Source organism: Dietzia sp. SLG310A2-38A2, from assembly GCF_014145095.1.
In the GTDB taxonomy this organism is placed as follows: Bacteria; Actinomycetota; Actinomycetes; order Mycobacteriales; family Mycobacteriaceae; genus Dietzia.
The window spans coordinates 1-12,464 of sequence record NZ_JAALDX010000027.1 but is presented as its reverse complement, the minus strand read 5'-3'; the positions used below and the strand labels follow the sequence as shown (position 1 = coordinate 12,464).

At 67.8% G+C, this 12,464-nt stretch carries 12 protein-coding genes and 1 pseudogene; 11 read left to right on the top strand and 2 right to left on the bottom strand.

Features of this window, described 5'->3' with window-relative positions; all coding sequences use genetic code 11:
- Nucleotides 1-231 (bottom strand): annotated as a pseudogene (locus G6027_RS01195) (acyl-CoA dehydrogenase); the annotation flags it as partial.
- 1 nt (nucleotide 232) lies between these two features.
- Nucleotides 233-1,483 carry an acyl-CoA dehydrogenase family protein gene (locus G6027_RS01190; RefSeq protein ID WP_182634663.1) on the bottom strand — a complete coding sequence of 417 codons (1,251 nt, stop codon included), beginning with the start codon at nucleotides 1,481-1,483 and terminating at the stop codon, nucleotides 233-235.
- Between the two features lie 108 nt (nucleotides 1,484-1,591).
- Here G6027_RS01190 and G6027_RS01185 point away from each other — a divergent pair, with 108 nt between their 5' ends.
- The 11 genes from G6027_RS01185 (at nucleotide 1,592) to G6027_RS01135 (ending at nucleotide 12,429) form a co-directional block, all read left to right on the top strand.
- Entirely contained in the window at nucleotides 1,592-1,786 is a 195-nt protein-coding gene (locus tag G6027_RS01185) for a ferredoxin (protein ID WP_182634662.1), read from the top strand.
- Entirely contained in the window at nucleotides 1,783-2,712 is a 930-nt protein-coding gene (locus tag G6027_RS01180; protein WP_182634660.1) for a 3-oxoacyl-ACP reductase, read from the top strand. Before G6027_RS01185 ends, G6027_RS01180 begins: the two co-directional genes overlap by 4 nt.
- 233 nt (nucleotides 2,713-2,945) lie before the next feature.
- Nucleotides 2,946-3,710 carry an ABC transporter permease gene (locus G6027_RS01175; protein ID WP_067711895.1) on the top strand — a complete coding sequence of 255 codons (765 nt, stop codon included), beginning with the start codon at nucleotides 2,946-2,948 and terminating at the stop codon, nucleotides 3,708-3,710.
- A 1-nt stretch (nucleotide 3,711) separates the two neighbouring features.
- A complete protein-coding gene (locus tag G6027_RS01170; protein WP_107748790.1) occupies nucleotides 3,712-4,563 on the top strand; it encodes an ABC transporter permease in 852 nt (283 codons plus the stop codon).
- 21 nt (nucleotides 4,564-4,584) lie between these two features.
- Nucleotides 4,585-5,811, top strand: coding sequence for an MCE family protein (locus G6027_RS01165; protein ID WP_231750479.1), 1,227 nt, complete (start codon nucleotides 4,585-4,587; stop codon nucleotides 5,809-5,811).
- Complete coding sequence (locus G6027_RS01160) at nucleotides 5,808-6,863, top strand: MCE family protein (protein WP_107748792.1); 1,056 nt, start codon at nucleotides 5,808-5,810, stop codon at nucleotides 6,861-6,863. The genes G6027_RS01165 and G6027_RS01160 overlap by 4 nt, the downstream gene beginning before the upstream one ends.
- Nucleotides 6,856-8,004, top strand: a complete 1,149-nt coding sequence (locus G6027_RS01155; protein WP_107748852.1) for an MCE family protein — start codon at nucleotides 6,856-6,858, stop codon at nucleotides 8,002-8,004. The genes G6027_RS01160 and G6027_RS01155 overlap by 8 nt, the downstream gene beginning before the upstream one ends.
- On the top strand, nucleotides 8,001-9,266 hold the full coding sequence (locus G6027_RS01150; RefSeq protein WP_182634658.1) for an MCE family protein: 1,266 nt from the start codon (nucleotides 8,001-8,003) through the stop codon (nucleotides 9,264-9,266). The genes G6027_RS01155 and G6027_RS01150 overlap by 4 nt, the downstream gene beginning before the upstream one ends.
- Entirely contained in the window at nucleotides 9,267-10,472 is a 1,206-nt protein-coding gene (locus G6027_RS01145) for an MCE family protein (RefSeq protein WP_182634656.1), read from the top strand.
- Entirely contained in the window at nucleotides 10,469-11,887 is a 1,419-nt protein-coding gene (locus tag G6027_RS01140; RefSeq protein WP_107748795.1) for an MlaD family protein, read from the top strand. Before G6027_RS01145 ends, G6027_RS01140 begins: the two co-directional genes overlap by 4 nt.
- A complete protein-coding gene (locus tag G6027_RS01135; RefSeq protein ID WP_107748796.1) occupies nucleotides 11,887-12,429 on the top strand; it encodes a hypothetical protein in 543 nt (180 codons plus the stop codon). The genes G6027_RS01140 and G6027_RS01135 overlap by 1 nt, the downstream gene beginning before the upstream one ends.
- Nucleotides 12,430-12,464: the final 35 nt, after the last annotated feature.

Genomic DNA, 12,464 nt, shown 5'->3' with positions numbered 1-12,464 from the left:
GCCGCCGAGCGACTCGGGCGCGAGGGCGGCGGGCACGCCCGCGCGAACCAGCTCCTCCCAGTAGCGGGCGTGGAACCGGGCGGTGGAGCGGTCTCGTCCGCCGTCGGCCTCGGTCCCGGGGCCGAAGCGGGCGTCCAGCTCGCGGAGGGAGTCGTCGGTGACCAGTTGCTCGCCCATGTCGCGGACGAGGGAGGAGAGCTCGCGGGTGGTGTCGTCGATGTGGAAGTCCATGTCAGCCGTCCTTCCGGGCAGGAGTGGGGGCGATCCGCGGCGCCGGTGGCAGCCCGAGTCCGGCGGCGGCGATGATGTCGCGCTGGACCTCGTTGGTGCCTCCGCCGAAGGTCAGGATGAGGGCGGAACGATGCAGTTTCTCGATGCGCCCGTGGAGGACGGCGGTGGGGGAGTGGGAACGCTGGAACCCGGCGGAGCCCAGCACCTCCATGAGGAGCCGGTACGCCTCGCACGCGGTCTCGGTGCCGTACACCTTGGTCGCCGACGCGGCGATGCGGGTGGGCGTGGTGGAGTCGGCGGAGACGATCTCCCAGTTGCGCAGCGCCAGGTACTCGGCCATCGCGTGGACGCGGGCCAGGTGGGTGCGCACCCACTCGTTGTCGATCACGTCCCCGCCGCCGGGCAGGCCGACGTCGGCCGAACGCGTGGTGCGCGCCCACTCCAGGACCTGCCGGAGCGAGGCCTGGAGCGGACCGGCGGCCGTGAGGGCGACCCGCTCGTGGTTGAGCTGGTTGGTCATGAGTGGCCAGCCGCCGTGTTCGGGGCCGACCAGGTTGGAGGCGGGAACCACCACGTCCTGGTAGTAGGTGGCGCTGGTGTCCGGGCCCGCCATCGTGTGCACGGGAGTCCACGAGAACCCCTCGGCGTCGGTGGGCACCATGATCATCGAGATGCCCTTGTGTCGCTTGGCGTCCGGATCGGTGCGTGCGGCCAGCCAGATCCAGTCCGCGTACGCCACGAGGGACGTCCACATCTTCTGCCCGTTGATGCGGTAGACGTCCTGCCCGGCGTGCTCCCCGGTCCCGGCCTCGCGCACGGCCCGGGTCTTCAGGGACGCCAGGTCCGTGCCCGATTCCGGCTCGGAGTAGCCGATGCCGAAGTGCAGCTCGCCGCGGCTGATCCGGGGCAGGAAGTAGCTCTTCTGCTCCTCGGATCCGAATGCCATGATCGTCGGCGCCACCGAGTTGATGGTGAGGAAGGGCACCGGGACCCCGGCGATCGCGGCCTCGTCGGTGAAGATCAACTGCTCCACCATCGGGCGGTTCCGGCCGCCGAACTCTTCCGGCCATCCGATCGTCAGCCAGCCGTCGCGGCCCATCTCGGCAACGATCTCGCGGTAGGCGTTGCCGTGGCCGTATTCGCCGGTCGTGGAGGTGAAGGCCTCTCGGCGCTCGGGGGTCATCAGGGCGGAAAAGTACTCGCGCAACTCCCCGCGCAGCCGTTGCTGGTCTGTGGTGTAGGTGATGTCCATATGCCCTAAGCTCATCTCGAGTGGAACACGTTCTAGTGTCGTGTCTCACATAGTATCGAATCACGCTCGCGGCCACAGTGGTCGCGGGCCCGGCCAAGGAGGACGGGTATGAGGATTGACGTGGATCCCGACCGCTGCGAGGGGCAGGCCGTGTGTGTCGGGCTCGCCCCTAAGGTCTTCGAGTTGAACGACGACGACGAGGTGGTGCGAGTGGTCGTCGACGAGGTTCCCGAGGAGCTGGAGAAGCGCGCAGTCAAGGCTGTCGAGAAGTGTCCGATGGCGGCGCTCAAGGTCGCGGAGTGACGCCGGGGTCGGGTCGGAAGGACCTCGGGACGGATCTCTCCCTCGACGGCCGGGTCGCCGTCGTCACCGGGTCAGGCTCCGGGCTGGGTGCCGCGGAGGCCGTGGAGCTGGCGCGCTCGGGCGCGTCCGCGGTCGTCATCAACGACATCCGGTCCGGCGAGGCCACGGACGCGGTGATCGCCGACATCGAGGCGGCGGGCGCCAGGGCTTCCCTCGTGGTGGGCGATGTCTCCGATCGGGAGACCGCCGACGCGATGGTGGCCGAGGCCGTGCGGCTCGGAGGCCTGCACGTGGTGGTCAACAACGCCGGCATCACCCGGGACAAGATGCTGTTCAACATGGAGGACGACGACTTCGACGCGGTGATCAGGGTGCACCTGCGCGGGCACTTCCTGCTCACCCGCAACGCCGCGGCCCACTGGCGCGGCGAGAGCAAGAAGTCCGATGCCCCGGTGTACGGGCGGTTGATCAACACCTCGTCCGAGGCGGGACTCTTCGGCCCCCCCGGGCAGGCGAACTACGGCGCGGCCAAGGCAGCCATCACCGCGCTGACGCTGTCAGCGTCGCGGGTGCTGGGGCGCATCGGCTGCACGGCCAACGCGATCGCGCCCCGGGGTCGGACGGGGATGACCGAGGGCGTCTTCGAGGCGTGGGACGAGTCCGAGGGGCCCGACCCGCTGTCCCCGGACCGGGTGGCCGATCTGGTCTCGTATCTCGCGTCGCCGGCGGCGGCCGGGATCAGCGGTCAGCTGTTCGTGGTATACGGCGGAATGGTCGCCCTGGTGGAGGCGCCGGTCGTGGAGAAGCGGTTCGATGCCGAGAGTGGCGTCTGGGACCGGCGTGCGTTCGCCGACGCGGTCTCCGGGCACTGGTCAGGGCGCCCGGAGGGCAAGTCCTTCTCGGCGACGGAGATCATGGCCCTCTGACCTGATCCGATGCGGTCCCCGCGGCGTTTGCTGAGAGACGCGCGGGGACCGCTTTCGTTGTGTCGGGGCGTGTTAGATTCCCGGCACACGCGCAGGGGCACCGTTCGGGGGTGATTGGTAGGCCTTGCTAATGAGAACGTGTTCTAGCTACTATGTAATCTGGGTCACGCCGAACCGGTCACTTGTTCAGTTCGGTGCGACCGGGGGATGAGAGAAGACAGGAGGGGGGCGATATGGCGAGAGTTCTCGATGCGCCGCTCAAGGGAGTCGGCGATTTCGTCGCCATGAGCCTCGACACGTTCGTGTCCTTCCCGTCGATCGTGCGGCAGGGCCGGGAGTTCGTCGAACAGTCCTGGTTCATCGCCCGGGTCTCCATGATGGCCACCATCCTGGTGGCGATCCCGTTCACCGTCCTGGTGAGCTTCACGCTCAACATCCTGCTCCGCGAGATCGGTGCGGCCGATCTTTCGGGGGCGGGGGCCGCGCTCGGCGCCGTCACCCAGGTCGGTCCCATGGTCACGGTCCTCATCGTGGCGGGGGCCGGGGCCACCGCCATCTGCGCGGACCTCGGGGCCCGCACCATCCGCGAGGAGATCGACGCGATGGAGGTCCTCGGGATCGACCCGGTCAAGCGCCTGGTCGTCCCCCGGGTCGCCGCGTCCACCTTCGTGGCGCTGCTGCTCAATGGCCTGGTGTGCACGATCGGCATCCTCGGTGGTTTCCTCTTCTCGGTTCTCCTGCAGGGCGTCAACCCGGGCGCCTTTGTAGACGGGATCACCCTGCTCACGGGCCTGGGTGAGCTCATCCTGGCGCAGATCAAGGCCGGGATGTTCGGGATGCTCGCCGGCCTGGTGGCCTGCTACAAGGGCCTCTACGTCCGGGGCGGGCCGAAAGAGGTGGGCAGCGCTGTGAACGAGACCGTCGTCTTCGCCTTCATGGCCCTGTTCGTCGTCAACACCGTGCTCACGGCGGTCGGCGTCAAGGTCCTGGGGGCGTGAGGTGACCGTCATTGAGACCACCCGGTTCCCGCGCCTCGCGCGGGCCCGGCACCACACCGTCGGCAGGGCCGACGACTTCGGCGGCATCGCCCTGTTCTTCTGGCGAGCACTGCTGGCCACGCCGCGGGCGCTCACCCAGTACCCGAAGGAGACGCTGCGTCTGATCGCCGAGATCGCCATGGGAACGGGTGCGCTGGCGATGATCGGCGGCACAGTGGTGATCGTCGGCTTCCTCACCCTCGCCACCGGCGGCGTGATCGCGGTCCAGGGCTTCTCCTCGCTCACCGACGTCGGGGTCGAAGCGCTCACCGGCTTCTTCGCGGCGTTCATCAACGTCCGTATCGCCGCCCCCGTGATCGCTGGCATCGGGTTGGCCGCAACCATCGGTGCCGGCGCGACGGCCCAGCTCGGGGCGATGCGGGTGTCCGAGGAGATCGACGCGCTGGAGGTCATGGCGATCGACTCGATCACCTACCTGGTCTCCACCCGGATCGTCGCCGGGATGATCGCCGTGGTGCCGTTGTACTCGCTCGCCGTCATCGCCTCGTTCGTGGCGAGCCGGTTCGCGACCGTCCAGATCTATGGTCAGTCCGGTGGCGTGTACGACCATTACTTCTCGACGTTCCTCATCCCCACGGACATCCTGTGGTCCTTCGTCCAGGCCATAGCGATGGCCATCACGATCATGCTCATCCACACCTACTACGGCTACAACGCCGCCGGCGGTCCCGCCGGCGTCGGCTCGGCCGTGGGCAACGCCGTCCGCACCTCGCTCATCGCGGTGGTGACCGTGACCCTTCTCGTCTCCCTCGCGATCTACGGCGGAGACGGCAACTTCAACCTGTCGGGATAGGAGGCGGACGTGGCGAGAACTGTGAGTCAGAGCGATACGGTGCCCAAGCGCATCGCGGCGACGGTGCTGGCGCTCTTCATCGTCGTGGTGATCGCGCTCTCCCTCCTGATGTTCGCGAGGGTCTTCGACAGTCGGGTGCCGTTGACCGTCCGCAGTGATCGCGCCGGTTTGGTCATGGAGGCCGACGCCAAGGTGCGCGCCCGCGGTGTGGAGATCGGCAACGTCAAGGACATCCGCCAGGAGTTCGGCGGGGCGACGATCGAGATCGAGGTCGATCCCGCGGCGCTGGAGGCCATCCCCGCCAACTCCCCGGTGACGATCGGATCCAACACGGTGTTCGGTGCGAAGTCCGTCGACTTCGAGTCCCCGATGCGGCCGGACCCGACGCCGCTGGCCGCGGGCACTGTCGTCGAGGCGTCCAATGTCACCGCCGAGGTCAACACACTGTTCCAGGACCTCACCGACCTGCTCATCGCGATCGAGCCGGAGAAGCTCAACGCCACCCTCGGCGCGGTCTCTGGGGCGGTCGACGGGCGCGGTGAACAGGTGGGGCGCACGATCACCGACTTGGGCGACTACCTGCAGGAGATCAACCCGCAGATCGACACCCTCCAGAGGGACCTGGCCAAGGGGTCGCGGGTGGCCAACCTCTACGCCGACGTCACCCCCGACATCATGCGCCTGCTCGACTCCGGCACCGATGTCGGCGCCAACGTCGTCAGCAACCAGGCGCGGTTCGAACAATTGCTGGTCTCTGCGATCGGCACGGGCGAGACCGGCAAGCGCCTGCTGTCCGAGAACGGCAACGAGTTGGTCAAGATGCTCTCGGACCTGCGTGCCTCGACCAGCCTGCTCGCGGAGTACCACCCCATGCTCACCTGTCTGATCGTGGGCCTGAACCAGGGCGTCGAGGGCGCCACGTCAGCCTTCGGCGGCGAGGACCAGCCCGGCCTGGTATTCAAGTCGGGGTGGCAGCAGGGGGCGCGAGCGTACGAGTACCCCAAGGACCTGCCGAAGGTCAACGCCAGCACCGGACCCAACTGCTACGGCCTCCCGTTCCCCGACCCGAACGTCCACGCCCCGTTCGTCGTGACCGACACGGGCTCCAACCCCGTGGAGGGCATGCCCGACGTGTTCACCTCTCGCCCCGCCCCGCTATTCGGCCCGTTGCGGCCCACCGAGCCCGGTCGTCCCGCGCCCCCGACGCTGCTGCAGGTCATGCTCGGCATGGACGGGGAGACCCCGTGACCGCCGGGCGCTCGGCAGCGCGAAACGCCCGTCTTACCCTGATCAAGCTGGCGATCTTCACCACGGTGATGGTGCTGGTCCTGGCCGGTCTGGTCATGGTCTTCAGCGAGTACCGCTCCGGCGCGTCCGAGAAGTTTAATGCCGTGTTCACCGACGTCTCGGGGCTGGAGTCCGGGGACAAGGTGCGCATCGCGGGAGTGGAGGTGGGCCGCGTCGACCGGATCGCACTGGCGGACGGGAACACAGCCGCGGTCCGGTTCTCCGTGGCCGGGAACCAGGTCGTGCACGCCAGCACCGAGGCGATGGTGCGGTACGAGAACCTGACCGGGGACCGCTATCTGGAACTCAACCGGGGGGAGGGGGATCAGTCTCCGCTCGAGGCGGGCGGGACGCTGCCGATCTCGCAGACCTCCCCGGCCCTGGATCTCGATGCCTTGCTCGGCGGGTTCCGTCCGCTGTTCCGCGCGTTGGACCCCGGCCAGGTCAACCAACTGTCGGAGTCGATCGTCAAGGTGTTCCAGGGTGAGGCCGGCACCGTGCAGGACCTGCTCGCCTCGACATCGTCCCTCACACAGACACTTGCAGACAGGGACCAACTCATCGGGGACGTGATCACCAACCTCAACGGCGTTCTCACCACCGTGTCGGACAACCAGTCCAACGTCGATTCGATCGTCGACGACCTCCAGCAGCTCGTCTCCGGTCTGTCCGCGAACGCCGAGCCGATAGGCGAGTCCGTCGAACGCCTCAACGACGCCAGCGCCAACATGACCACACTCCTGTCCGACGTGCGCCCGGCCCTGCGCGAGGACGTCGCCCAGATCGACCGGGTGGCGACGCTCATCAACGAGGACGAGCCGTTCGTCGAGAACGTGATCAACCGGCTCCCGTCCGACTTCGAGAAGATGGGGCGCTTGGGCGTGTACGGCAGCTTCTTCCAGTTCTATCTCTGCGGTGTGATCGTGCAGGTCACCAACCCCGTGACCGGTAGGGGCGTGTACCTGCCCCAGTACGAGCAGACGACGGGACGGTGTGCGTTCCCCGATGAGTGACACAATAGACGGGACCCCGCCGAAGGCGCCCCGAGGACAGCTCCGCTTCCGCGACCGCGACCCCAAGACGATCGGTGTCTGGGGAGCCGTGGGGGCCGTGGCGTTGATGGCGATCTCGCTCAACTACGACCGGATCCCGTATGTCAACGGGATGCGCGGCGCGACCGCGTACGTGGCCGACGCCGCCGGGCTCAACACCGGTGACGAGGTGCAGGTGGCCGGGATGAGGGTCGGCTCGGTGCGGAAGATCGAGCTCGACGGGGACAGGGTCAGGGTCCGCTTCGACATCGACACCGGCGTCGCGCTCGGCACGGACACCTCCGCCCAGGTCAAGACGGACTCGATCCTGGGCCGGCGCGCGCTCGGTGTCTTCTCCGACGGTCGGGGTGAACTCCCCGACAACACCATCCCGCTCGAGCGGACCTCGGTCCCGTACTCGCTCACCGCCGCGCTCGGAGACCTCAGCGACACGGTCGAGGCGATGGACACGGACAAGGTCGACGAGGCGCTGACCGTGCTCGCCGAGACAATGGAGGGGTCCTCGCCCGAGATCCGCGGCGCGTTGGACGGGATTACCAGGCTCTCGCGCTCTCTCAACGAGCGCGACGAGGGCGTCCGGCAGCTCCTCGACAAGGCCGCGGGGACCACCGACATCCTCGGGCGGCGAAGTGACCAGATCAACCAGCTCATGGTGGACGGCAACGTGCTGTTCACCCAGCTCGACCTCCGGCGAAGGGCCCTCAGCGAGTTGATCGTCAACATCGACGAACTCGCCCGGCAGCTCTCGGGGGTGGTCCAGGACAACGAGGCACAGCTCGGACCCGCCCTTGACAAGTTGGAGCAGGTGTCGGATCTGTTGATCCGCAACAAAGAGGACATCGATCTGGGGCTGCGCCGGATCGTCCCGTTCTCCACGGCGCTGAGCGAGGCCGTGGCGTCCGGACCGTGGTTCAACGCCTACGTGTCCAACCTGTCGATCGGTCATTACCAGCAGACCATCCTGCGCGACCTCATGCCTCTCATCGACGACCGCGTCCAGCCCGAGCCGGGACTGGTCCGCGAGCCGACGATGCCGGCCGTACCGGGTCTGACCCTGATGGACGAGCACCCCGGCTGGGGCGAGAAGAGGTTGCCCCGATGAGTCGACTGCTGGCGTCCACACTGTACAAGGTCGTGGCCCTCGTCGTCGTCGTCCTCCTCGTGATTGCCGCGGTGTGGTTCTTCTCCACCCGGACCAAGACGATCGTCGCCTTCTTCGAATCCACCCGGGGCGTCTACGAGGACGACACCGTCCGGGTGCTCGGGGTGCGTGTCGGACGGATCTCCGAGATCACCTCCGAGGACGGCAGGTCCAAGGTCACGATGAAGGTCGACCGGGACGTCCCGGTCCCCGCCGACGCCACCGCGTTGCTCGTGGCACAGTCCCTCGTGGCCGAGCGGTTCATCCAGATCACCCCCGCCTTCACGGGCGGCGAGGAGATGCCGGACGGCGGCACGATCCCCGTCGAGCGCACCGCGATCCCGGTGGAATGGGACGGGGTCAAGGAGCAGCTCATGAAGCTGTCCACCGCCCTCAGTCCCGTCGGTCACGAGGAGACGGGCCCGCTCGGCGAGTTCGTCGACTCGGCCGACGCGATGCTCGACGGCAACGGTGTGGAGGTCCGCGACGCCCTCAACGAGGTCTCGCAGACCATGGCGCTGCTCTCGGACGGGCGGGAGAACCTCTTCACCACCCTCAAGAACCTGCAACTGTTCGTCACAGCGCTCTCACAGAGCGAGGAACAGATCGTGTCCTTCGGGGGGAAGCTGGCCAGCGTGTCGCAGGTGCTCGGAGACCAGACGGGCGACATCGATGCGGCGCTGAGCGATCTCGACCTGGCGGTGACCGACATCAACCGGTTCCTCGACAACAACGGGGAACGCGTGACCACTGCTGTCGACAAGCTCGGCCAGGCGACCGAGGTGGTGCGCGACCGGCGGGCGGAGCTGGAGGGAGTGCTCCACGTGGGCCCCACCGCCATGGCCAACTTCTACAACATCTACCGGCCGTACCAGGGCGTCCTCACCGGGGTGTTGACCATGAACCAGATGGCCAACCCGACCAACTTCATCTGCGGTGCGATCGCGGGCCTGGCCAACAACACCGCCGAATCCGACGCACAGCTGTGCGCCCAGTACATGGGCCCGCTGTTCAACTCGCTCGCCTCCAGCTACCCATACGGCGCGGTCACCCCGCCGATCACCCCCACCGCGGAGCCCCAACAGATCTGGGACTCGCAGAAGCCAGGGACGCAGACCCCACCGGGTGTGCAGCCGGTCTCCGACCGGCCTGACCCGCTGATCAACGTGGTCAACAAGGGCGACAACCTCACCGACACCCTGCTCGTGACGGGAGATGCGTAGATGTTTCGCAACCGACCCAGTGGCCGAATTCTGACGGCAGGTGCACTCGGCGCCGTCGTGCTGCTCTCCGGTGCCGGATGCACCTGGGAGGGTCTCAACTCCCTGCCGCTACCCGGAGCGCAGGGCAGGGGGGAGGGTGCGTACGAGATCACCCTCGAGATGCCCAACGTCACCACCATCACCCGCAACTCCCCGGTCCGGGTGAACGACGTCAACGTCGGGTCGATCACGGACATGCAGGTGGAGGACTACACGGCGATCGTCACGGTCTCGCTCAACGAGGATGTCCGGCTCCCGGCCAACGCACATGCGAAGATCGGGCAGACCAGCCTCCTGGGGTCGCAACATCTCGAGATCTTCCCGCCCCCGGACGGCGAACCCGAGGGCTCGCTCTCCGACGGGGACGTCATCCCGTTGGCCCGCGCCGGAGTGTACCCGACCACGGAGCAGACGCTGTCGGCCTTGTCGGTCGTCCTGACCGACGGCGGGCTGGCGCAGTTCGAGACCATCGCCAGCGAGCTCAACACCGCGTTGGACGGCCGGCAGGTCGACGCCAAGGAGGTCATCACCCAGCTGGAGACCACCGTGAGCGGCCTCGACGAGCAGCGGGCCGACATCATCGCCGCCATGGACGGGCTGGACCGGCTGTCCCGCCAGATCAACGACCAGACCGACACCCTGGCCAGAGCGCTGGCGCAGATGCCCGAGGCCGTCGCGCTGATCAACGACCAGAAGCAGGAGCTGACCACAGCAATGGTCTCGCTCGGGGATTTCGGCAACAAGGCCAACCAGGTGATCGACGCCTGTGGTGGACAGAACCTGGTGGACAACCTCCGCGACATCACGCCGGTCCTCGACTCGCTGGCCAACGCCGGGCGCGACCTGACCCGGGCGCTGAGCGTGCTCATCACGTTCCCGTTCCCGCAGGCGGGCATCGACAACTTCCTCCGCGGCGACTACGCCAACCTGTACATCCACGCCGACACGACGATGCCGCGTCTGTCGGAGACCTTCCTCCTGGGCACCGAGTTCGGCAACCGTATGGCCGGCCTCGAGGGCTATGTGGGCCTCGCGCCCAATCCGCTGGCCGGCGCGAACCCGTTCTCCCTCGACATCCCGCGGCCGGAGCACTCGGGCGAGGAGCCGTTCGCCGAACTGCCACCTGAGCCGGGATCCGGCGCCCCGACTGAGGAGGCCCCCCGATGACCCGGTTCGTGCGAATCCAGCTGACCATCTTCGCCGTGGTGACGGTTCTCGCCCTGTCGGTAATGTCGGTCTCCTACCTCAAGCTGCCGACTGCGTTCGGCTGGCAGCGCACCGATGTCGCACTGCAGATGCCGGACACCGGTGGGGTCTACAAGAACGCCAACGTCTCCTACCTGGGCAATGTGATCGGGAGAGTCGACGCGGTCACCCTCAAGCCCGGTCACGTCGTGGCCGAACTGCACTTCGACACGCGGGCGGAGGTCCCCGAGAACGTCCGCGCGCAGATCCGGAGTGTCTCCGCGGTCGGGGAGCAGTTCGTCGAGCTAGTGCCCGAGGGCGAGCCCGTCGGCGAGATGGCCGACGGCACCGTGCTCGGCGAGGACCGGGTCGACATGCCCCAGGGGATCGGCCCCGTCCTGGACCAGGCCACGGTGCTCATGGCGTCGATCGACGACGGCAAGATGCGCCGCGTCATCTCTGAGTCGTTCGACGCGTTCAACGGTTCCGAGCGGGAGCTCCAGCAGTTCCTGGACTCCGCGCAGCTCCTCCTTGAGGAGGCCCAGCGCAACACCGGGGCCACCCGCCAGCTGATCGCCGACGCCGAGCCGGTCCTGGACTCGCAGCTGCGCTCAGCGGACTCGATCCGTGCCTGGACCCGGAACCTCGCAGACCTGACCGATCAGCTCCGGGTCAACGAGCCCCAGCTGACCTCGATCATCCAGCGCGGCCCGGACTCCCTGGCCCGGGCGACCAGGGTCCTCAACGATCTGCAGCCGACCATGCCGGTGCTGGTCGCCAACCTGGTGAGCGTCGGCGAGGTTGGCGTGGTCTACAACCGCTCCATCGAGCAGTTGCTCGTGATCTACCCGGCCCTGGTGTCCTCGCTCATCACCGCGATCAACGGCGCCAAGGACACCGGTGAGATCAAGGTGGATTTCAACCTCCAGATCAACGAGACCCCGCCGTGCACCACCGGCTTCTTGCCGGCGGACCAGCGGCGGTCGCCCGCCGACCTGTCCGTGCCCCCGCTGATGAACGGCATCTACTGCAAGGTCCCCAAGGACTCCCAGACGACCGTCCGTGGAGCCCGCAACCTGCCGTGCATGGAGTACCCCGGTCGGCGAGCAGCCTCTCCGGCGGAGTGTGCGGCCGATGACTACGTCCCCGAGGGCATCAACCCGCCGGACACCAGCGAGGTCGGCCCGCCCGGTGACAGCCCGAACGCGTACAACGTTGTCCCCTCGTCCAACAGCGGCGAGCGGGAGATCCGCACCTCCGCCGCCATGTACGACCCGGCGACGGGCGAGTACCTCGGTGCGAACGGCAAGACGTATCGTCAGCTTAACCTGGGGACCGCGAGCAAGCTGTCCGCGGACGCCGACCTGGCCGACATCCTGACGAATGGAGTGACCTAGTGCCGCAGTCGGACGAGACCCCCACTGATGGTGAGCGGACCGGGCTGGTCGTCGCCTCCGTGATCACTGCCCTGTGCCTGGTGGCGGCCCTCGTTGCCTCGGGGCTGTGGCTCACCGAGCGTGGCCAGGCGGCCTCGATCCGGGCGGACCGGGCGTCCGCGAGCGAGCTCGATGGGTCATACCGCGACTTCGCCACCGACGTGATGACCCGGCTCATGACCATCCGTCAGGAGACCCTGACCGAGGACGTGGACCGGATCGTGGACATGATCGAGGGCGACTTCTCCGAGCAGTTCACCCCCCGTCGCGACTCCTACGAGGAGGTCGTCAAGACCACCGCGGTGGTGGCCGACGGGGTGGTGTCCGCCGCAGCGGTCGAGCACTCCTACCCCGAGCGCGCAGAGGTGATCATGGCGATCGACCAGACCATCGGCAATCCCCGGTCCCAGGAGGACCAGGACCGGCAGTACCGCGTCCGGGTGACGGTCAACCGTCACGACGACGGCGAGATGAGGGTCTCGGGGGTGAACTTCATCCCGTGAGCAGCAACGACGTGCCAGACGCCCGCTCCGCCCGC